At 74.6% G+C, this 20673-nt stretch carries 14 protein-coding genes; 6 read left to right on the top strand and 8 right to left on the bottom strand.

From position 1 onward, the window contains the following. Positions 1 to 12: 12 nt before the first annotated feature. The 4 genes from RT051_RS02085 to glnE all read right to left on the bottom strand — a co-directional run bounded on the left by RT051_RS02085 (position 13) and on the right by glnE (position 6316). Positions 13 to 1176, bottom strand: coding sequence for an efflux RND transporter periplasmic adaptor subunit (locus RT051_RS02085; protein WP_313070693.1), 1164 nt, complete (start codon positions 1174 to 1176; stop codon positions 13 to 15). A 62-nt stretch (positions 1177 to 1238) separates the two neighbouring features. Next, the gene (locus RT051_RS02090) at positions 1239 to 2696 is read right to left on the bottom strand and encodes an efflux transporter outer membrane subunit (protein WP_313070696.1); all 1458 of its coding nucleotides are present in this window, start codon (positions 2694 to 2696) and stop codon (positions 1239 to 1241) included. Beyond that, on the bottom strand, positions 2693 to 3412 hold the full coding sequence (locus RT051_RS02095; RefSeq protein WP_313070700.1) for a CerR family C-terminal domain-containing protein: 720 nt from the start codon (positions 3410 to 3412) through the stop codon (positions 2693 to 2695). The genes RT051_RS02090 and RT051_RS02095 overlap by 4 nt, the downstream gene beginning before the upstream one ends. 147 nt (positions 3413 to 3559) lie before the next feature. Then, the gene (glnE, locus tag RT051_RS02100; protein WP_313070703.1) at positions 3560 to 6316 is read right to left on the bottom strand and encodes a bifunctional [glutamate--ammonia ligase]-adenylyl-L-tyrosine phosphorylase/[glutamate--ammonia-ligase] adenylyltransferase; all 2757 of its coding nucleotides are present in this window, start codon (positions 6314 to 6316) and stop codon (positions 3560 to 3562) included. 54 nt (positions 6317 to 6370) lie between these two features. On the opposite strand from glnE, the gene RT051_RS02105 reads away from it, so the two are divergent. From RT051_RS02105 to RT051_RS02120, 4 genes are read left to right on the top strand one after another with little or no spacing between them, the layout of a single operon-like run. Continuing rightward, on the top strand, positions 6371 to 10456 hold the full coding sequence (locus tag RT051_RS02105; protein WP_313070707.1) for a YhdP family protein: 4086 nt from the start codon (positions 6371 to 6373) through the stop codon (positions 10454 to 10456). Beyond that, positions 10453 to 11268: a carbon-nitrogen hydrolase family protein gene (locus RT051_RS02110; RefSeq protein ID WP_313070709.1), complete on the top strand. Its 816-nt coding sequence runs from the start codon at positions 10453 to 10455 to the stop codon at positions 11266 to 11268. The genes RT051_RS02105 and RT051_RS02110 overlap by 4 nt, the downstream gene beginning before the upstream one ends. Continuing rightward, positions 11265 to 13331: an ATP-binding protein gene (locus RT051_RS02115; protein WP_313070712.1), complete on the top strand. Its 2067-nt coding sequence runs from the start codon at positions 11265 to 11267 to the stop codon at positions 13329 to 13331. The genes RT051_RS02110 and RT051_RS02115 overlap by 4 nt, the downstream gene beginning before the upstream one ends. A gap of 5 nt (positions 13332 to 13336) precedes the next feature. After that, a complete protein-coding gene (locus RT051_RS02120) occupies positions 13337 to 13984 on the top strand; it encodes a response regulator transcription factor (protein WP_313070823.1) in 648 nt (215 codons plus the stop codon). Between the two features lie 19 nt (positions 13985 to 14003). On the opposite strand, the gene RT051_RS02125 is transcribed toward RT051_RS02120, so the two are convergent. Together RT051_RS02125 and RT051_RS02130 are read right to left on the bottom strand one after the other, a co-directional pair. Continuing rightward, positions 14004 to 14648, bottom strand: a complete 645-nt coding sequence (locus RT051_RS02125; protein ID WP_313070715.1) for an OmpA family protein — start codon at positions 14646 to 14648, stop codon at positions 14004 to 14006. A gap of 169 nt (positions 14649 to 14817) precedes the next feature. After that, complete coding sequence (locus tag RT051_RS02130) at positions 14818 to 15003, bottom strand: hypothetical protein (protein WP_313070718.1); 186 nt, start codon at positions 15001 to 15003, stop codon at positions 14818 to 14820. Here RT051_RS02130 and RT051_RS02135 point away from each other — a divergent pair. Together RT051_RS02135 and RT051_RS02140 are read left to right on the top strand one after the other, a co-directional pair. Further along, positions 14936 to 16138 (top strand): murein transglycosylase A, encoded by a 1203-nt coding sequence (locus RT051_RS02135; RefSeq protein ID WP_313070721.1) that lies wholly within the window; start codon positions 14936 to 14938, stop codon positions 16136 to 16138. The genes RT051_RS02130 and RT051_RS02135 overlap by 68 nt on opposite strands. A gap of 93 nt (positions 16139 to 16231) precedes the next feature. Beyond that, a complete protein-coding gene (locus RT051_RS02140; protein WP_313070725.1) occupies positions 16232 to 18364 on the top strand; it encodes a DUF2868 domain-containing protein in 2133 nt (710 codons plus the stop codon). Here RT051_RS02140 and RT051_RS02145 read toward each other — a convergent pair. Both RT051_RS02145 and RT051_RS02150 read right to left on the bottom strand, forming a co-directional pair. Further along, complete coding sequence (locus RT051_RS02145) at positions 18310 to 20028, bottom strand: MFS transporter (protein WP_313070734.1); 1719 nt, start codon at positions 20026 to 20028, stop codon at positions 18310 to 18312. The genes RT051_RS02140 and RT051_RS02145 overlap by 55 nt on opposite strands. 142 nt (positions 20029 to 20170) lie before the next feature. Continuing rightward, positions 20171 to 20647, bottom strand: coding sequence for an Lrp/AsnC family transcriptional regulator (locus RT051_RS02150; protein WP_313070738.1), 477 nt, complete (start codon positions 20645 to 20647; stop codon positions 20171 to 20173). Positions 20648 to 20673 lie beyond the last annotated feature (26 nt).

A 20673-nucleotide genomic window follows, 5' to 3' on the forward strand; every position in this document is an offset into this window, starting at 1 on the left:
GCCAGTCGCTCCTTATTTAGCAGCTGCAGGTTGAGCACCGGCGCCGGCTTCAGCCTCTTTTTGCCCCGAATCCGGAGCCACCCGCACGACGTCGCCGTCGGCCAGGAAGGCGCCGCCGCGCTCGACCACACGGGCCTCGGGGGCCAGGCCCTCGGCGATCTCCACCCGGTCGTCCGTGCGCTGGCCGGTGCGCACGCGCCGCAGCGCCACGCGCCCGCCCTCGCCCACCTCGAAGACGTGGGAAAAGCCGTCGCGCACCACCACCGCCGACAGCGGCAGCGTCAGCGCCTCGCGCGTCTGCAGCAGGAAGTCGCCGCGCGCGAACATGCCGGCGCGCACGTCGGGGTGCGCGGGCAGGTCCACATAGACCAGGGCGTTGCGCGTCTGCGGGTCCACCGTGGGCGCGATCACGCGCACCGTGCCCTGCACGCGCGCGCCGCTGGCGGCCTGCACCTCGGTGCGCACGCCCGGGCGCAGGCGCGGCAGGTCGGAGGAGCCGACCTCGGCGCGCCACTCCAGCCGGCCGCGCCGCACCAGGCGAAACAGCTCGGTGCCGGCGCCCACCACGGCGCCCACGGTGGCGCTGCGCGCGGAGATGACGCCGCTGTCGGGCGCCAGCACCTGGGTGTGCTTCAGGCGCAGCTGCTGCGCCGCCAGCATGGCCTGGGCCGCCTGCACGCGCGCCTGCGCCGTCTCGGCCGCCGTCGCGTACTGCTGGATCTGCTGCTGGCTCAGGGCGCCCGAGGCACTCAGGGTGCCGGCGCGCTCGGCGTTGGCGCGCGCCTCGGCGGCGGCCGCGCGCGCCTCCAGGACGCTGGCACGCGCCTGCGCCACCTCGGCCTCGGTGGTCTCGGGGGCGAAGGTGGCCAGCACCTGGCCGGCGCGCACCGTATCGCCCACGTTGACCCGCACCTCGGTCAGGCGCAGGCCGTTGACCTGGGCGCCGACGCTGGCCTCCTGCCAGGCGGCGATGCTGCCGTTGGCCGACAGGCGCTCGGCCAGGGGCGCGCGCCGGGGCTGCACGACGGTCACGGTGAGCGCGGGCCGCACGGCCTGCGCCGGCGCCTGGGGCGCGGCGGCGTGCGAGGCGCCGCCGGCCAGCAGGGCGCCGCCCGCGCCGCAGACGGCGAGCACGGCCAGGGCCACCAGAAAGTGAAGGGGTTTCAGGCGCTGCATGAGAGGGCGTGGTGTGAAGGGGGTCGATGGAAAGGGACGGGGGCGGTGTGCGGGGCGACCGTTCAGGCGGGCGGCGGGGCCTCCGCCTGCGGCGCGGCGGCCGGGTCCCAGCCGCCGCCGGCCGCGCGGTACAGGGCGATCCAGGCGGCCATGCGCTCTTGCTGCAGGGCCACCAGGGCGGTCTCGGAGGCCAGCTGCGTGCGCCGCGCATCCTCGAGCTCGACCAGGCTGGCCAGCCCGGCCGACCAGCGCGCCTGGGTGGCCTCGAAGGAGCGCCGGTAGCCGGCGGCCGCGCGCTCGGCGTCGCTGCTGCGCTGCGCGGTGCTGTCCAGGCGCTCCAGCGCCTGCTCGACCTCGGCCACCGCCTGGCGCGCCAGCGCCCGAAACCGCGTGGCGGCGCTTTCGTAGCGCGCCTGGGCAGCCTCGACCTGGGCGGCGCGCCGCCCGCCATCGAACAGGGGCACGGTCAGCGCCACCGGACCGATGGACCAGGTGTTGCTGGCCGTATTGCCCAGGCTGGTGGAGACCCAGCCGCGGCCGATGGAGCCCGTCAGCTGCAGCCGTGGATAGCGCTCGGCGCGCGCGGCGCCGACCTCGGCGCTGGCGGCGGCCACCTCGCGCTCGGCGGCGTACAGGTCCGGGCGCTGCACCAGCACGGCGGCCGGCAGGCGCTCGATGGCAAACAGCGCCTGCTGCGGCTGCAGCGCCGGCGCCGCGGCCAGCTGCTCGCGCAGGGGCGGCTCGCCGCGCCCGGTCAAGGCCACCAGCGCCTTGACGCCGATCTCGCACTGCAGGCGCTGCTGCGCCACGCGCACCAGGGCGTCGGCGTGGCTGGCGCTGGCCAGGGCCGCGGTGGCCGGGGCGGTGAAGCCGGCGCGCTCGCTCTCGGCCGACAGGCGCGCGGTCTCGCCGCGCGAGCGCGCATCGGCCTCGGCCACGGCCAGCTGGCGCGTGCAGTACTGCCAGTTGCTGTATTGCTGCGCCACCTCGGCGGCCACCGACACGCGCGCCGCGTGCCACTGGGCGCGCGCGCCGTCGCTGCGTTCGCGCGCCGCGTCCGCCTGGGCGCCTGAGCGGCCAAACAGGTCGGCCTCCCAGCCGGCCTGCACGCCCGCCTGCGCCACCGTGGCCAGCGCGCCCAGCTGTTCGTTGAAGCCCCGGCTGGCGCTGGCCTGGCCGTCGACCTGCGGCAAGAGCGCCGAGCGCGCCGCCACCTGCTGGGCGCGCGCCTGCAGCAGCTGGGCGCGCGCCTGGGCCACGTCCGGGCTGAGCGCCTGGGCGTCGGCGATCAGGCCGGCCAGCAGCGGGTCTGGCAGGTGCTCCTGCCACCAGGCGCCAAGCCGGGCCACGCTGCCGCCATGCGGCAGGGGCGCCTGCCAGGCAGGGGGCATGGGCACGGCCACCTGCGCGGGCGGGCGCTGCACGGCGCAGCCCGTCAGGGCGAGGGCGGCCAGGGCCAGGGTGGAAACGGCGGCAGACGGGGCCGCCACGGCGGCGCGCAGCAGGGCGGGCAGTTTCATGGGAGGGCGGAGCCAGAAGGTTCGGCGGGGCGCGCAGGGCAGGTGGCGCCGGCGCGGCGCTGCTGCTCGGCGGCCACCATGGCCAGGGCGTAGTCGGTGAGCTGGCCGCACCAGCGGTCCACCGCCTCGGGCGAGCCCAGCAGCTGCGGGTTGAAGGTCGCCAGCATCTCCTGCTGGCCCCACAGGTGGTAGGCCATGCCGGTCAGGGTCAGGGCCAGGCGCTGCAGATCGGCGTCGGCCGCAGGCAGGTCCAGGTGGCGGCTCAGCAGCGCAGCCATGGCCTGGCTGGTGGCGTGCAGCTCGCGCTCGAGCGCGGCGGGCCGCTGCTGGGCCGGTTCGAGCATCTCGCGAATATGCAGGCGCACCACCTGCCGGGCGATCTCGCCGTGGTGCAGCGGCGCCAGCGCCCCTTGAAAAAACCCCTGCAGGGCCCCGCGCAGGTCCAGCTCGGGCTGCGTGAAATCGGGCACCAGTTCGGCCAGCGTGCCAAAGGGTTCGGCAAACAGCGCGGCATACAGCGCGGCCTTGTCACCGAAGTAATAGCTCACCGCCGCCACGTTGGCCTGCGCCTCGGCGGCGATGGCGCGGATGGAGGTCTTGGCGTAGCCCTGGTCGGCGAACAGCCTGAGCGCCGCCAGCAGCAGCCGCGTGCGCGCGGGCGGCTGCTCCTCGCCGGGGCAGCCGGAGCAGAGATGCGAAGGGGATGCATACGCCATGGGCACGCATTAAAACACGCGAATCAAACGTTTGTTTTACCTTTACACCCTGCTACGGCGATTGCTTTTTTCTTTCGCAACGAAAAATGGCTCAAGCCCTTGTCCTGGCTGGAGTTTCAGCTATATTTTTTGACGAACCTGATCAGTTCAGCCGAAGACCGCCCGCCACAGCGTCAGCACCGCGGCGCGCTCGGCCGCCAGCTGCTCCTGTGGCACGCGCGGGGGCTCCTCGTCCAGGCGGGCGCGGTGCTGCGCCTGGCGCAGCGTGCGGTAGGCGTCGGCGGCGGCGCGGCCGGTGCCGGGCGGCAGCAGGCCCACGGCCTCGGCGCGCAGCAAGAGGGCGATGTTGCCCACGTTGTCCTGCAGCCCGGCATGCCGGCGCGAGTGCGCCAGCACCAGGTACTGCACAGCGAATTCGGCGTCCACCATGCCGCCGGAGCTGTGCTTGATGTCGAACCAGCCCGCCGGCGCGGGGTGCGCCGCGCGCAGGCGCTCGCGCATGGCGATGATTTCGGCGGCCAGGGCCGCCTGGTCGCGCGGCGCGGTAATGACGGCCTGGCGCACGGCGTCGAAACGCTCCCGCAGGTGGGGCACGCCCAGCACGAAGCGCGCCCGCGTCATGGCCTGGTGCTCCCAGGTCCAGGCGGTGTTGCTGCCGCGCTGGCACTGGTAGTCGGCGTAGGCGGCGAACGTGGTGACCAGCAGGCCCGAGTTGCCGTTGGGCCGCAGTTCGGTGTCGATCTCGAACAGGTCGCCCTCGCCCGTCTTCACGGTGAGCCAGCTGATGAGCTTGCGCACGAAGGCGGCGTACACCTCGGCCGCGCCCTCGTGCCCGTCGTCGAAGACGAAGACGATGTCCAGGTCGCTGCCGTAGCCCAGTTCCTTGCCGCCCAGCTTGCCGTAGCCGAGGATGGCGTATTGCGGCTCGTCGCGGTGGCGCCCCTTCAGGCGCGCCCAGCACCACTGGCTGGTCACGCGCAGCACGCTGTCGGCCAGCAGCGACAGGTCGTCGGCCACCTGCTCCACCGTGATGCGCCCCTCCACGTCGCGCGCCAGGGTGCGAAAGACCTCGGCGTGGTGCGCGCGGCGCAGCAGGTCCAGCAGGTTCTCGTCGTCGTCCTCGCCGGTGGACTGCAGGGCCGCCAGGCGCAGCTGCAGCTCGCGCTCGAAGTCCGCGGCGCAGAAGCGCTCGCCCAGCAGCGCGCCGCCGGCCAGCTCGTCGATCACGCCCGGGTGCTGCAGCATGTAGCGCGCCGGCCAGCGCGCCGCGCCCAGCAGGTGCAGCAACTGCTCGTGCACCGCCGGTCGCTCCAGCAGCAGGGCCAGGTAGCTCTCGCGGCGCAGGAGCGGCTCCAGCCAGTCCAGCAGGCGCAGCGCCGCCTGCTCGCCCACCCGGCCCTCGGCCAGCCAGCGGCCGGTGATCTGCACCACCCGCGCCAGGCGTGCGCGCGCCTGTTCGCGCAGCCCCTGCACGCGGGCGTTGCCCTGCCAGGCGCGCACCCGCGCGGCCAGCGGCGCGGGCAGTTGGGCGGCCAGCGCGTCCAGGTCGGGCGCGGCGGCGGCCCCGCGCGGGCCGGGGCAGGCGCCGCCGGTGCAGGGGCGCTTTTCGGGCCCGCCCAGCAGGCGGTCGAACTCCTGCGCCACCAGTTCGCGGTGGCCGTCGAGCTGGCGCAGAAAGTCGCAGCAGGACAGGCCCAGCGTGGCGGCGATCCAGGCCAGGTCCTCGTCGCGCGTGGGCAGCACGTGGGTCTGCTGGTCGTCCAGGTACTGGATGCGGTGCTCGACCCGGCGCAGGAAGGTGTAGGCCTCGGCCAACGCCGCGCCCGTCTCCTCGGGCATCAGCCCGGCGCGCACCAGGCGGGCGATAGCCGACAGCGTGGGGCGGCAGCGCAGCTCGGGGAACTGCCCGCCGCGCACCACCTGCAGCAGCTGGACGATGAATTCGGCCTCGCGGATGCCGCCGCGCGAGAGCTTGACGTCGTTGGCGCGCTCGGGGTGGCCGCTGCTGCGCCGGGCCGCGTGGTCGCGGATCTGGCGGTGCAGCACGCGCAGCGCGTCGAACACGCCGTAGTCCAGGTAGCGCCGGAAGACGAAGGGCAGCACCACCTCGCGCAGCGCCTGCACGCCGGGCGCGGCAATCGCCTCGGCCGGCGCGGCCACGCGGCTCTTGAGCCAGGCGAAGCGCTCCCACTCGCGGCCGTGCACGAGCAGGTACTCCTCCAGCGTCGCCAGCGAGCACACGGGCGCGCCCGAGTTGCCGTTGGGCCGCAGCGCCAGGTCGATGCGGAAGACGAAGCCGTGCTCGGTGGTCTCGCCCACCAGCGCGTGGATGGCGCGCGCGGCGCGCGCGAAGTATTCGTGGTTGGACAGCCGGCCGCGCCCGTCGGGGCGGCCCGCGGTCTCGCCGTCGCACTCATAGACATAGACCAGGTCGATGTCGCTGGAGACGTTGAGCTCGCGCGCGCCGAGCTTGCCCATGCCGACGATCCACAGCGGCACGGCGGCGCCGCCGGGCGACAGCGGCGCGCCGTGGCGCGCGTCCAGCTCGGCGCGGGCCTGGCGGCAGGCGCGCTCGAGCGCCAGCTCGGCCAACTCCGTCATGGCGGCGGTGACGACCTCCAGGGGCGCGCCCTGGTCGCAGTCGAGCACGACCAGGCGCTCCATGACCAGCTGGCGCAGCACGCGCAGCGCTGCGCCCAGGGCGTGGCCGCGCGCCAGCAGCGCGTCGCAGGCGCCCTCCATGGTGGCGCGCGTGGGCGGGCCCGGCGGCAGCAGCGCCAGCTCGGCCCCGTAGCGGCGGTGCAGCCGCTGCACCAGGCGCGAGTGCCCGGACAGTGGCGTCGGCGGCTGGAGCGCCGCCGGCGGGGCAAGGGGGTTGGAAAGCACGGTCTCGGGTGGCGGCATGGGAGGTGGGTGCACAGGGCGCGGGCCATAATTCCTGCCACCCCTGCCTCCGCCATGACCGAGCCGCCAGCCCACCCTTCCCGCCTGCTCAAATGCATGGCGGGCGTTGCGCGCTGGGCCCTGACGCTGACGGCAGCGGCGTGGCTCGTGCTGGCGGCCGCCTGGGCGGCCCTGCATGGCTGGATTGTGCCGCGCATCGACACCCTGCGCCCTGCGCTGGAGCGCCAGGCCCAGCGGGTCCTGGGGGTACCCGTACGCATCGGCGCGCTGACCGCGCACAGCGACGGGCTGATCCCCACGGTGGAGCTGTCGCAGGTGGCGCTGCTGGACCCCGAGGGTCGGCCGGCCCTGGTGCTGCCGCGCACGGTGGTGGCGCTGTCGCCGCGCTCGCTGCTGCGTCTCGGGTTCGAGCAGATCTACATCGAGGCGCCCGAGCTGGACATCCGCCGCGCCGGCGACGGGCGCATCTTCATCGCCGGCATGGCGTTTCGCGACAGCGGCGAGGACAGCAGCCGCGCGGCCGACTGGCTGTTCGCCCAGCCGCAGGTGCTCATCCGCGGCGGCACCGTGCGTTTTGCCGATGAACTGCGCGGCGCGCCGCCGCTGGCGCTCACCCAGCTCGATCTGCTGCTGGCCAGCGGCGGCTGGCGCCACGGCGTGCGCCTGGACGCCACGCCGCCGCCCGAGTGGGGCGAGCGCTTCTCGCTGCGCGGGCAGTTCCGCCAGCCCTTGCTGTCCATCCATCCGGGGCGCTGGCAGCAGTGGAGCGGGCAGCTCTACGCCGAATTCCCCCGCGTGGACGCCTCGCGCCTGTCGCAGCACGTGGACCTGGGCACGCTGCGGGTCGGGCGCGGCGCGGGCAGCGTGCGCGCCTGGGCCGACGTGCGCCGCGGCGAGGTCACGGGCGGCGTGGTGGACATGGCCCTGGCCGAGGTCGAGGCCACGCTGGGCGCCGACCTGCGCCCGCTGGCGCTGCACGCCGTGACCGGGCGAGCCGGCGGGCGCCGGCTCGAGCAGGGCTTCGAGGTCGAGACGCGCGCGCTGCAGTTCTCCACCGCCGACGGCCTGCACTGGCCGGGTGGCGACCTGCTGCTGCGCCACCTGGGCGAGGGCGAGGACAGCGAAGGCGAGCTGCGCGCCGACCGGGTGGACTTGGCCGCGCTGGCGCACGTGGCCGCGCGGCTGCCCCTGGGCGAGGCGGTGCACGAGGCCCTGGCCCGCCAGGCGCCGCGCGGACAGGTCGAGCGCCTGTCGGCGCGCTGGCACGGGCCGCTGTCCGCGCCGCGCGACTACCAGGCGCGCGCCAGCGTGCGCGGCTTGGCACTGGGCGCGCCGGATGCGGCCCTGGGCCTGCAGGGCGCCGACGTGCAGCTGGATTTCAACCAGGCCGGCGGCCAGGCGGTGCTGGCCATGCGGGGGGGGCAGCTGGCACTGCCCGACGTCTTCGAGGACCCGCTGGTGCCGGTGCAGCGCCTGTCGGGCACGGTGCGCTGGCAGGTGGCGCCGGGGCCGGAGGGCCGCATTGCCGTGCAGGCGCCGGACCTGCGCTTTGCCAACGCCGACGCCGCGGGCGAGGCGCAGCTGGCCTGGCACACCGGCGAGGGCGCGGCGGGGCGGTTTCCGGGCGTGCTGGAGCTGTCGGGGCGGCTCACGCGCGCCGACGGCACGCGCGTGCACCGCTACCTGCCGCTGGCCGTGCCCCGGGAGGCGCGCCACTACGTGCGCGACGCCGTCTCGCGCGGCCAGGCCAGCCAGGTGCTGTTTCGCGTGCAGGGGGAGCTGGCGCGCTTTCCCTTCGCCGACGGCGGCCCGGGCGAGTTCCGCATCGCCGCGCAGCTGCGCGACGTGACCTATGCCTACGTGCCCGCGTCGCTGCAGCCGCCGGGCGAGGCGCCCTGGCCGGCCCTCACGGGCCTGTCGGGCGAGTTGCTGTTCGAGGGCGCGGCCATGATGGTGCGCGGCGCCAGCGGCGGCTTTGCCGGCCAGCCGCGCCTGGCGGCGCGTGGCCTGGGCGCGCGCATCGCCGACCTGGAGCATCCGGTGGTGGACGTCGCGGGCACGGTGCGCGGGCCGCTGGCGGACATGCTCGCCGTGGTGCGCCGCTCGCCGGTGGCCGCGCTCACCGACCACGCGCTGGACGCAGCTACGGCCACCGGGGGCGCCGAGCTGGCGCTGGGCCTGGTGCTGCCGGTCGCCGAGCTGGGCCGGTCCACCGTGCGCGGCAGTGTGGCCTTGGCCGGCAACGATGTGCGCATCGTGCCCGAGTCGCCGCTGGTGGGCGCGGCGCGCGGCACGGTGCGGTTCACCGAAAGCGGCTTCACCCTCGCCGGCGTGCAGGGCCGGGCTCTGGGCGGCGAGGTGCGCCTGGAAGGCGGCCTGCACGCCGGCGGCCCGGCCGGCACCGGATCGGCCCTGCGCCTGCAGGCCCAGGGCACGGCCACGGCCGAAGGCCTGCGGGACGCCGGCCTGCCCGAGGCCGTGGGCCGCATCGCCCGGCACGCCAGCGGCAGCGCTGCCTACGCCCTCACCCTGGGCGCGCGCCGGGACGTGGCCGAGCTGCTGGTCACCAGTGATCTGCGGGGCCTGGCGCTGCAGGCCCCGGCGCCGCTGGTCAAGGCGGCGGCCACGCCCCTGGCGCTGCGCGTGGAGCGCCGATTGACCGCCGAGGCGGCCGCCTCGGCCGAGGCGCCGCGCGAGGACGAGCTGCTGGTGGACCTGGGCGAGGTGGCCCGCCTGCACTACCAGCGCGCGCTGGACGAGGACGGGGACGCGCGCGTGCTGCGCGGCGCCATCGCCCTGGGCGAGGCGGCGCTCGCACCGCCACCGCTGCCTGCCGCCGGGGTGTCGGCCAACGCAGTCTTCGAGCGCCTGGACGCGGACGCCTGGCTGGAGCTGCTGCAGGACGGCGCCCCTGCCGCCGCCGCTGCTGTTGCTGCTGCCACCGTCCCTGTCGCCGATCCTGCGCACGACTACCTGCCCACCCGCCTGGGCCTGCGCGCCGGCGCGCTCGCCGTGCAGGGCCGCACGCTACACCAGGTGGTGGCGGGCATCTCGCGCCAGGGCGAGGCGTGGCGCGCCAACGTGGACGCGCGCGAGCTCAACGGCTATGTGGAATGGCAGGACGGGACGGGCGCGGGCGGCGGGCCGGCCCAGCCCCGGCTGCGCGCCCGCCTGGCGCGCCTGGCGCTGCCGGAGACGGCCGAGACCCGGGCGGACGACCTGCTGCTGGACAGCCGCCCGCCCGAGACGCTGCCGGCGCTGGACATCGCGGTGCAGGACTTCGAACTGCGCGGCCGGCGCCTGGGGCGGCTGGAGATCGAGGCGCGCAACCGCCAGGGCCCGGACGGGCGGCGCGAGTGGCAGCTGGCGCGCTTCAACCTGGCGGCGCCGGAGGCCCAGCTGAGCTCCAGCGGCCGCTGGACGCTGCTGCCGGGCAGCGGCGGCGCCGAGGCGCGCGGGCGCACGGCCCTGGACTTCCGGCTCGACGTGCACGACTCGGGCGCACTGCTGGCGCGCTTTGACATGCCCGGCGTGCTGCGCCGCGGCCGCGGGCGCATCGAGGGCGAGGTCGGCTGGCGCGGCTCGCCCCTGTCGCCCGACTACCCCAGCATGGGCGGGCAGATGCATGTGGAGATGGAGGCCGGCCAGTTCCTCAAGGCCGAGCCGGGCCTGGCCAAGCTGCTGAGCGTGCTGAGCCTGCAGTCCCTGCCGCGGCGCCTGGCGCTGGACTTCCGTGATGTCTTCAGCGAGGGCTTCGCCTTCGATTTCGTGCGCGGCGACGTGCGCATCGCGCGCGGCGTGGCCCACACCAACAACCTGCAGATGAAGGGCGTGAACGCCGCCGTGCTGATGGAGGGCCAGGCCGACCTGGCGCAGGAGATGCAGGACCTGCACGTGGTGGTGGTGCCCGAGATCAACGCCATGACGGCCTCGCTCGTGGCCACCGCCATCAACCCGGTGATCGGGCTGAGCAGCTTTCTCGCGCAGGTCTTTTTGCGCGGCCCGCTGATCCAGGCGGCCACGCAGGAATTTCGCATCGACGGCACCTGGGACGAGCCGCGCGTGCAGCGCGTGCCCCGGGGCAGCCGCCCGGCGGGCCCGCCCACCCCGCCCTCTCGCCAGCCAGGAGACCACCCATGAGAATCGCAGCCCTGCAGATGTGTTCGGGCGCCGACATCGGCGCCAACCTGCGCGTGGCGCGCACGCTGCTCGAGCAGGCCGCGCGCGCCGGCGCCGAGCTGGCCGCCCTGCCCGAATACTGGAGCGCCATGGGCCTGCACGAGAGCGACAAGCTGGCCCGCGCCGAGGCCTTTGGCGACGGGCCGGTGCAGCAGTTCCTGGCGCAGTGCGCGCGCGAGCTGGGCCTGTGGCTGGTGGGCGGCACCCTGCCCCTGGCCAGCGACGCGCCCGGGCGGGTGAGCAACACCACGCTGGTCCACGGCCCCGACGGGCGCTGCGTGGCGCGCTACGACAAGATCCACCTGTTTCGCTTCGACAACGGCCGCGAGCAGTTCGACGAGGCGCGCACCATCGCCGCCGGGGCGCAGGCGCAGCGCTTCGCGCTCACGGCGCGCGACGGCAGCCGCTGGCGCGTGGGCCTGTCGGTCTGCTATGACCTGCGCTTTCCCGAGCTCTACCGCGAGCACGCCCGCGCCGGCGCCGACCTGCTGATGGTGCCCAGCGCCTTTACCCACACTACCGGCCAGGCGCACTGGGATGTGCTGCTGCGCGCGCGCGCCATCGAAAACCTGAGCTACGTGCTGGCCCCGGCACAGGGCGGACAGCACGAGAACGGCCGCCGCACCTGGGGCCGCAGCATGGCGGTGGACCCCTGGGGCGAGGTGCTGGCGCTGCAGGCCGAGGGCCCGGGCGTGGTGCTGGCCGAGCTCGACGCCGCCCGCCTGGCACAGGTGCGCGGCCAGCTGCCGGCGCTGGCGCACCGCGTGCTGTGACCGGTCGCGGGCCCCTGCCCCGGCACAAGCCCCCGGCGCGCCTGCTGCGGCGCTGGTCGGGTGCCTGGCGGCGCTGGTCGCTGTGGGCCCTGCTGGCCACGCTGATGGCCAGCCTGCTGGTCACCCTGGCCTGGCTGGCGCGGCGCTACGAAGCCAGCCAGGTGCAGGAGCGGCTCGAGCGCGACGCGGGCGACGCACTGGCCGACATCCGCGGCACGTTGCAGCGCAACCTGCGCGACCTGCGCGCACTGCCGCGCCTGCCCGAGCGGCCGCAGGTGTGGCAGGAGGCGGCCGGCGGCCTGCTCAGCCGCCAGCGCGAGCTCATGCGCCTGGAGTGGCGCGACGGCCAGCTGCGCCCCCTGGCACACGCGCTGTCGCCCTGGCAGAGCCTGCCCGAGGCGGCGCACGAGCGCAGCGCCGTGCACTCCGAGATGGTGCTGGCCTGCACCAATGCGCGCCGCCTCATGGCGCCGTCCTATTCGAGCAGCTACTACCACGGCCTGGCCGGCGGCAGCGGCTCGGAGCTGATGGAGCTGTGCGTGCCGCTGTTCGAGGCCGGACAGGTGCGCGGCTACCTGGTGGCCACCTACCTGCTGCAGACGCTGCTGGCCGACGTGGTCGGGCCGGGCCTGCAGCGCACGCAGGAAGCCTCCTTTACCGAGGCCGACGGCACGCGGCTGGCGCTGGTGGGCGCACCGCAGCGCCGCGCACGGGTGTTCAGTGCGCAGCAGCTGCTGGACCTGCCGGGCAACACCCTGGTGCTGCGCCTGAGTGCCTGGCACGGCGCTCCGGCGCTGTTCCCGAACGTGCTGTCGGCGTTGGTGACGACGATCTCGGTGCTGCTGCTGTTCGTGCTGGTGGTGCTGGTGCGCGACACGCGCCGGCGCCTGCGCGCCGAGCGCGAGCTGGCCGAGGCACTGGCCTTTCGCAAGGCCATGGAAGATTCCCTGGTCACGGGCCTGCGCGCGCGCGACCTGCAGGGGCACATCACCTATGTGAACCCGGCGTTCTGCGCCATGGTGGGGTTCTCGGCGGCAGAGCTGGTGGGGCGCGAGCTGCCCCTGCCCTACTGGCCGCCGGAGCTGGCCGAGGAGTACGCGCGCGGCCAGCAGCACCGCCTGGCCGCGCCGCCGCTGCCCGAGCGGGGGCACGAGTCGCTTTTCATGCGCCGTGACGGCACGCGCTTTCCGGTCATGATCTATGAGGCGCCACTCATCAACGCCCAGGGCGTGCACGCCGGCTGGATGGGCTCCATCGTCGACGTGAGCGAACAACGCCACGCCGAGGAGCTCTCGCGCACCACGCACGAGCGGCTGCAGGCCACGGCGCGCCTGGCCACCGCGGGCGAGATGGCCTCGCTGCTGAGCCACGAGCTCAACCAGCCGTTGTCGGCCATTGCCAGCTACGCTACCGGATCGCTGAACCTGCTTGCGGCCGTGCCCGGGGGCGGGCCGCCGGCCCCGGCCTGGGAGCTGGCCGAAGTGCGCGAGGCCGTGCAGCGCATCGCCCGCCAGGCCGAGCGCGCCGGCCGGGTCATCAAGAGCGTGCACGACTTCGTGCGCCGGCGCCCCCACGTGCGCGAGGTGGTGCCCGTGGCCGAGCTGTTCGAGGCGGTGCTGCCCCTGGTGCGGCTGCAGGCCCGCAAGCTGGACGTGCAGGTGACGCTGGATCTGCCCCCCGACCTGCCGCCGGCCCTGTGCGACCGCACCATGGTCGAGCAGGTGCTGCTGAACCTGACGCGCAACGCCATGCAGGCCATGGACGAGGACGCGGCGCCCGGGCCGCGGGTGCTGGAGCTGCGCGCGCGGCGCATGCAGCCACAGCGCTCGGCCCAGGCATGGGTGAAATTCGAGGTGGCCGACAACGGCAGCGGTATCGCGCCAGAGGTGGCGGCACGGCTGTTCACGCCGCTGTTCACCACCCGCGCCGAGGGCATGGGCCTGGGCCTGAGCCTGTGCCGCACGGTGGTCGAGCAGCACGGCGGCACGCTGAGTTTTACCGCGCGTGAACCGCGTGGTACGGTATTTGGTTTCACCCTGCCCGCCGCCGCCTCGCCCGAATGATCGCCCTGATGCCCGCCAGCCCTGCCCTCGTCTATATCGTGGACGATGACGCCGAAGTGCGCGAGGCCATCGCCTGGCTGCTGCGCTCGCGTCGCCTGCTGAGCGAGGGCTTCGCCAGCGCCGAAGCGTTCGAGGCCATGCTGGCCGAGCGCGCGGCGCGCGGCATGGAGCAGCGCCAGGCCAGCTGCCTGCTGCTGGACGTGCGCATGCCCGGCATGAGCGGGCTGGCGCTGTTTGACCGCATGCTCGAGCGCGGCGACACGGCGGGCATACCAGTCCTCTTCCTGACCGGCCACGCCGACGTACCCACGGCAGTGGCCAGCGTCAAGCGCGGGGCGTTCGACTTCTGCGAGAAGCCGTTTTCCGACAACCAGCTGGTGGACCGCATCCAGGAGGCGCTGGAGCTGTCGGCCGGGCACCTGGCGCGCCAGCGCGCCCAGGGCCGCATGCAGCAGCGCCTGGCCGAACTCACCGAACGGGAGAGCGAGGTCATGCGCCTGGTGGTGGCGGGGCTGCCCAACAAGCTGATCGCCGACCAGCTGTCGATCAGCGTGCGCACGGTGGAGGTGCACCGCGCGCGCGTGTTCGACAAGATGCAGGTCAAGTCGGCGGTGGAGCTGGCCAACCTGCTGCGCTCACCGCCGGGCGCCTGAGCGCCCGCCCGTCAGCGGCTCAGGCGCCGCGCTCGCCCACGTAGATTTCCACGCGGCGGTTGCGGGCACGGCCGTCGGCCGTGTCGTTGCTGGCCACGGGTTCACGCGAGCCATGGCCCTCGACGTGCACGCGCGCACCGCTCACGCCGCGCGACGTCAGGTAGTCGCGCGTGCTGCTGGCGCGCTCGAGCGACAGGGGGTTGTTGATGGCGTCGGTACCGGTGGCGTCGGTATGGCCCACGATGCGCACTTCGGCGTTGGGGTTGTTGCGCAGGCCTTCGGCGAAGCGGTCCAGGATGGGGCGGAAGTTGGACTGGATGTCGGCGCGGTTGGTGGCGAACGAGATGTCGCTCGGAATGTCCAGCTTCAGGCGGTTGTCCGAGGTCTGCGTCACGGTCACGCCCGTGCCCTGGGTGGCGGCCTGCATCTCGCGGCGCTGGTTTTCCATGCGCTGCGACCAGATGTAGCTGCCCAGTGCCCCCACGCCGGCACCGATCACGGCGCCCGTGCCGGCATTGCCGCCGGTGACCGCGCCGATGGCAGCGCCACCCAGGGCGCCCACGCCGGCGCCGGTGGCAGTGCGACGCTGGGTATCGGACATGTCGGCGCAGCCCGTGGCGAGGGCAGCGAGGGCGATGGTGGCTACGGCGAGGGGTTTGCGCATGGGAGGACTCCTTGGGGTTGTGGAAAAAACAGCCAACGACCCAGGAGGGGTCGCATGCCAGGCAGCGTAGGCCACAGGCTGCGATCTAGTCTGTAGGACGCGCGGCCTCGTCGGCGCCGGGCGACAGAGACGAAAAGCCTTGGCAGCCCCTGAAGAAGCGACCGCTGCTTCAGGGGCGGTCCCGGGGCGGTGGGGGAGCGGGCGGGGGTGGGGACACGGCCGGGGCCGGGGGCGCCTCGCCCTGCAGTCGCGAGGCCGGCAGCTCGCCACGTTTGCGGCCGGCAAACATGGTCCACCAGACGATGCCCAGCAGGATCACGAGCGCCAGCAATGCTTCGAGCAAAATCACCGCCATGAAATCCCGCCTCCTGCGCCTGGTTGTCTGTGCGCTGATTGTAGGAAGCATTGCTGCCTGCTCCACCCGCCCGGCCCCGCCGCCTGCATCCGCCCCGTCGGCGTCCACCGTGCCCCCGGCGGGACCGCTGCCTGCCGCGCCGGCCCCCGGCAGCGGCAAGAGCCGCTGGGTGCCGGTGTCCTGGAGCGAGCTGCCGGGCTTCGAGGGCGATGCGCTGCACGAGGCCTGGAACGCCTGGCTGCGCAGCTGCGAGCGCCCGCCGGCGGCGTTTGCCGCTTTATGCGGCGACGTGCGCCGCCTAGCCATCGCCACCGAGGCCGAGCAGCGCGCCTGGATGGTCGAGCGCCTGCAGCCCTACCGCATCGAGGCGCAGGACGGCGGCAGCGAGGGCCTGCTCACGGGCTACTTCGAGCCCTTCCTGCAGGCCTCGCGCCTGCCGGGCAATGGCTTTGACGTGCCCCTGTTCCGCCCGCCGGCCGGCCTGGGCACGCGCCGCCCCTGGTACACGCGCCAGCAGATCGACACTCTGCCCGAGGCGCGTGCGCAGCTGGCCGGACGGGCGATTGCCTGGGTCAGCGACCCGGTGGCCGCCATGGTGCTGCACATCCAGGGCTCGGGGCGGCTGCTGGTGCGCGAGCCCGACGGCAGCACGCGCATGGTGCGCCTGGCCTTTGCCGGCACCAACGACCAGCCGTACAAGAGCGTGGGCCGCTGGCTGCTCGACCAGGGCTTGGTGCGCGACGCCACCTGGCCGGGCATCACCGCCTGGACGCAGGCCAACCCGCAGCGCGTGCAGGAGATGCTGTGGTCCAACCCGCGCTACGTGTTCTTCCGCGAGGAGCCGCTCGATGCGCTGGACGCCTCGTTCGGCCCGCGCGGCGCCCAGGGCGTGCCGCTGACGCCGGGCCGCTCGATTGCCGTGGACCGCGCAAGCATCCCCTACGGCACGCCGGTCTGGCTCGCCTCCAGCGGCCCCACGGTGCAGCTGTCGCGCCTGGTGCTGGCGCAGGACACGGGCAGCGCCATCGTCGGCGCGGTGCGCGCGGACTTCTTCACCGGCTGGGGCGAGCAGGCGGGCGACATCGCCGGGCGGCTCAAGCAGGGCCTGCGGCTGTGGGCGCTGTGGCCGAAATAGCGCCCCGGCAAGGAGCGGCAGCGGGGCCGTTGGTCCATGGACGATTGTGAAAGAAATATGGCTTTTACCCATATCCACAGCCGATAGCCTGCTATGAAAAATTATGCAGCCAGCCCGTCGACCGCCTCCCAGGTCCTGGCCCTGGAGGAGGCGCAGCTGCGTCGCATCCTGCTGGCGCAGGCCGTCGCGCGGCAGGATGCGCAGGGCTCGCTGGTCACTGCCGCCGAGAGCGAGGCGGCGCTGCAGGACGGCGTTGCCGGCGCACGGGCCGCGGGCGCCGTGCCGGTGCAGCCAGGCGATGTGCTGCTGCCGCGGGCCGAGGCCCTGCTGCGGCACGCCGCCGGGCGCGAACCGGCCATCGCCGCGCTGCAGGCGGACGGGTGGCGCCTGCGCTGGCTGGCACGCACCCTGCCGCTGGCGGCCCTGGCCCTGGGGCTGGCGGCCGACCGCATCGCCAATGCCCACCGGGTCGATCTGCTGTCGCCGCCCCTGCTGCTGGTGCTGGCGTGGAATTTGGCCGTCTATCTGGCGCTGGCCTGGCGCGCTCTGCGCCGCAGCCCGGCGCCCTCGGGCGCGCCGCCTGCGGCGCAGGAGCCGCCGCTGGCGCTGCGCTGGCTGGCGTGGCTGGAGCGCGCGCCCGGCAGCCGCCAGGGCCTGGCCGCGCGCGTTGCCGCCGACTTCCAGGCGCACTGGCTGACGCACACGGCACCGCTGCAGGGCGCGCGCCTGGCGCGCGTGCTGCACCTGTGCGCTGCCGCATGGGGCGCGGGGCTGGCGCTGTCGCTGCTGCTGCGCGGGCTGGTGGTGCGCTACCAGTTCGGCTGGGAGAGCACCTTCCTGGACGCCGCCCAGGTCCACACCCTGGCCCACGCGCTGTTCTGGCCGCTCACGGCGCTCACGGGCGCGGCACCGTTCTCGCTGGCGGAGATCGTCGCCAGCGAGAACTTCGCCGGCCAGGGCAGCGCGGGCGGTCGCTGGGTCTGGATGTATGTCGGCCTGCTGGCCCTGATGGTGGTGCTGCCGCGCCTGGCCCTGGCGGCCTGGGAGCGCTGGCGCGAGGCGCGGCTGGCCCGGCACCTGGCGCTGGACCTGGCCGCGCCCGAATTCGACGCGCTGCGCGCGGCCCTGCCCGCCGACCTGGTCCTGGGCGTGGCCGGCGCCAATGCGACCGAGCGGCACGCGCTGGCCCAGGTCCTCGGCCTGCACCCGGCCCCGGCGGCGGCCGACCGCCTGCACTGGGTGGCCGCGGACCAGGCTGCGGCGCAGCAGGCGGTGGACGCCGTCGTGCTGGCCTGGAGCCCGGTGCCCGAAGAGCGCCTGCCCGCCGCCTGGCGCCAGGCCCCCGTGCTGACCCTGCCCTGGAGCGGCTGGGGCGCCAGCTGGGTGCGCGAGCCGGCGCTGTTCGACCGGCTGCGGCCCCTGCTGCCGCAACACGCAGCTGCGCTGGCGCGGCTGGACGAGGCCTGGCAGGCGCAAAGCCGTCAGCGCTTCGAGCAGTCCGTGCAACTGCTGACCGGGCACCTGCGCGCCTGCGCCGCGCTGGCGGGCGAGGAACAGCGCGCCGAGCCCCTGGCCCAGCAGCTGCAGGCGCTCGATGCCGCGCTGCGCAGCCTGCATGGACTGACGCCACCAGCCGGCGCACAGGCTGGCGAGCCGGGCGCCGGGCCCCACTCCGCCAGCCCCCCGCGCCCGGACGGCGCCACCACGGACAGGGCCGGCACTGACGTGCTGGCCGTGGTCGGCACCTCGGCGGGCGCCGCCGCAGGCGCGGCCGCCGGGGCCAAGGCAGGCGCCCTGATCGACCTGGGCCTGGGCGGCCTGAGCCTGGGCGCCGGCACTGCCGTGGGCGCCCTGCTGGGCGGCGTCACGGCCTGGACGCTGCGCGGCCTGCAAAAGCGCGGCTCGGCGCAGGAGGCGCTGCGCCAGATGACGCAGGCCGCCTGCCTGCACTACCTGCTGCTGGCCCACCAGGGCCGTCTGGCCGACGACACCCTGCAGGCGCTGTCGGCGTCCTGGCCGGCGCAGCTGGACGAGGCACTCGGCCCGCACTGGCCGGCGCTGCACGCCGCACTGCTGGTGCGCGAGGGCGCGCCAGCCGGTTCATCGGCGACCGGGCTGCTCGGCGCCGTGCTGCAGGCGGTGCTGCAGCGCAGCCCGGCCGGCCCCGCCCCTCAATCGCCCTCGACCACGTACCTGGACACCACCGGCGGCGCCTCGCCCACGTGAAACGCGAAGCGCCGGTCGCGCAGCGCCACGTCCGAGGCGGTGACGCGCTCGAAGCGGCGCAGGTGCTCGGTCCAGGACTCGTCCACGATGCGCTCGACGTAGCGGCTCGGCTCCTCGATGTCGTGCTGCAGCTCCCACGACAGGGCGCCCGCGCGCAGCCGGGCGCGGCGGCTTTCCTGCATGACGGCGCGAAACTGCGCCGCCTGCGCCGGGTGGATGCGGTACTCGATGCTGGTCACCAGGCGCAGGCCGGTGGCGGGGGCGCTGTGCGCCTGAGGCGGCTGGAACGCCGCCAGCGCCGGGCTCAGATCCTCGGCCGCATGCCGCCCGGAGACCAGCCGCTGCACCAGCGCCATGGCGGCCACCCCGGATACGGCCGCCAGGGCCAGGCTCAGGGGGACGCCGGTCCAGGATGCCACCTGCCCCCACAGCGCGGCGCCCGCGGCAGTGGCGCCCATGATGGCCATCTGGTAGATCGACATGCCGCGCGCGCGCACCCAGTTGGGCAGGGCCAGCTGCGCCGAGACGGTGAGCGTGTTGGCCGCCGTCAGCCAGGCCGCGCCGCCCAGCACCATGGCCGGCACGGCCACGTAGGCGTTGGGCGCCAGCGCCACCACGGCCGTGGCCAGCGCCTGCACCAGGGCGCCGCGCCCGACCAGCTGGTCCATGGACATGCGCTGACGCAGCCGCGGCAGGAACAGCGCCGAGCTGACCGCGCCCGCGCCCATGGAGGCCAGCAGCAGCGTGAAGGTGCCGGCGCCGCCGCCCTGCAGGCCGCGCGCCACCAGCGGCAGCAGCGCCAGCAGCGCCGTGGCGTGCAGGAAGAACACGGTGATGCGCCACAGCACGGCGCGCATGGGCGGCGACTCGCGCACGAAGGCCAGGCCCACGCGCATGGCGCTGCCCAGGCGCTCGCGCCCCAGCGGCTGCGGCGTGGGCGCGCGGCGCCAGCGCATGATGATCAGGCCCGCCGCCACCGACAGCACGGCGTTGAGCACGAACACCCAGGCGCTGCCGGCGCTGGCGATGATGGCGCCGGCCACCAGCGGGCCAATGATGCGCGAGCCGTTCATGGCCACGCCGTTGAGCGCCAGCGCCGCGGGCAGCTGCGGCCGCGGCACCAGGTCGGGCACGATGGCGGCGAACACCGGCCAGCGCATCGCCAGGCCGATGCCGTTGGCGAAGGTGAGCGCCAGCAACGTCCAGGCGTTGAGCCCGCCCGCCAGGATGGCCACGCACAGCACCACGGCCACGGCCGCCACCCAGAACTGCGTGAACATGAAATAGCGCCGCCGGTCCAGGATGTCGGCCAGCGCGCCGCTGGGCAGCCCCAGCAGGAACACCGGCAGCGTCGAGGCCGTCTGCACCAGCGCCACCAGCGCGGGCGAGTCGGTGAGCGTGGTCATCAGCCAGGCGGTGGCCACGTCGCTCATCCACATGCAGGTGTTGGCGGCCAGCCAGGTCAGCCACATCATGCGAAACACCGGCACGGCCAGGGGCGCGAAGGCCGATTCGGGGGCGCGCTGGGCGCTGCCCTGGCGCAGCCGGGCGCTGGCGGCGGCCTCGGCCGCGTCCGCGCTGGCCGAGGCGCCCGGGCCGGCCCCGGCGGCAGGCGGCGGGGCGGCGCGCGGCGGCGCGCTGTCGTGGGAGGGCTGGGGCGGCATGTGCCCGCATTGTGGCGGGCTGCGGGCCGGCGCGTGCGCGCCGGCGGCGGCGCCCCCGGCCCGGCGTCGGAATTGCATCAAAAAAGGGGTTTTCCGTTGCCCGTCAATGAAACATAGCTATCGAAAGAGAAGCGCCGCCCTTTCAGCCTTTCAAATGGCCCAGCGGCAGCGCGCCGCCGGCCTTGACCTCGCCCAGCGAGAAGCTGGTGTGCATGTCCTTGACGTTGGGCAGGTTGAGCAGCACCGTGCGTGCGAACTGCGAGAAGCTGTCCAGGTCGCGCGCCACCACCTGCAGCTCGAAGGTGCCGGTGCCGCTGATGTAGTGGCACGAGACCACCTCGGGGATCTGCTCTATCGCCTCCTCCATGGCGCGCGTCAGGTCGCCGGTGTTGCGCTCGGCGTCCAGCCGCACGAAGGCCAGCACCCCCAGGCCGATCTTGTGCCGGTCGATCTCGGCGTGATAGCCGCGGATGAAGCCCGCCTCCTCCAGCGCACGCACGCGGCGCCAGCACGGCGCGGCCGACAGGCCCACGCGCTGTGCCAGCTCGGCGTTGGTGAGGCGCGCGTCGCGCTGCAATTCCTGCAGGATGGCGATGTCATGGCGATCGAGTGTTTCCATTTTTTCATTGTTTTGGGAAAGAATCT

This window comes from Melaminivora sp. (assembly GCF_032059615.1).
GTDB lineage: Bacteria > Pseudomonadota > Gammaproteobacteria > Burkholderiales > Burkholderiaceae_C > Melaminivora.

What these genes read in the sequence shown, in the direction of transcription:
- RT051_RS02085 (WP_313070693.1), bottom strand. Translation starts at nt 1,176, where the DNA reads ATGCAGCGCCTGAAACCCCTTCACTTTCTGGTGGCCCTGGCCGTGCTC.
- RT051_RS02090 (WP_313070696.1), bottom strand. Translation starts at nt 2,696, where the DNA reads ATGAAACTGCCCGCCCTGCTGCGCGCCGCCGTGGCGGCCCCGTCTGCC.
- RT051_RS02095 (WP_313070700.1), bottom strand. Translation starts at nt 3,412, where the DNA reads ATGGCGTATGCATCCCCTTCGCATCTCTGCTCCGGCTGCCCCGGCGAG.
- glnE (WP_313070703.1), bottom strand. Translation starts at nt 6,316, where the DNA reads ATGCCGCCACCCGAGACCGTGCTTTCCAACCCCCTTGCCCCGCCGGCG.
- RT051_RS02105 (WP_313070707.1), top strand. Translation starts at nt 6,371, where the DNA reads ATGACCGAGCCGCCAGCCCACCCTTCCCGCCTGCTCAAATGCATGGCG.
- RT051_RS02110 (WP_313070709.1), top strand. Translation starts at nt 10,453, where the DNA reads ATGAGAATCGCAGCCCTGCAGATGTGTTCGGGCGCCGACATCGGCGCC.
- RT051_RS02125 (WP_313070715.1), bottom strand. Translation starts at nt 14,648, where the DNA reads ATGCGCAAACCCCTCGCCGTAGCCACCATCGCCCTCGCTGCCCTCGCC.
- RT051_RS02135 (WP_313070721.1), top strand. Translation starts at nt 14,936, where the DNA reads ATGGTCCACCAGACGATGCCCAGCAGGATCACGAGCGCCAGCAATGCT.
- RT051_RS02130 (WP_313070718.1), bottom strand. Translation starts at nt 15,003, where the DNA reads ATGGCGGTGATTTTGCTCGAAGCATTGCTGGCGCTCGTGATCCTGCTG.
- RT051_RS02140 (WP_313070725.1), top strand. Translation starts at nt 16,232, where the DNA reads ATGAAAAATTATGCAGCCAGCCCGTCGACCGCCTCCCAGGTCCTGGCC.
- RT051_RS02145 (WP_313070734.1), bottom strand. Translation starts at nt 20,028, where the DNA reads ATGCCGCCCCAGCCCTCCCACGACAGCGCGCCGCCGCGCGCCGCCCCG.
- RT051_RS02150 (WP_313070738.1), bottom strand. Translation starts at nt 20,647, where the DNA reads ATGGAAACACTCGATCGCCATGACATCGCCATCCTGCAGGAATTGCAG.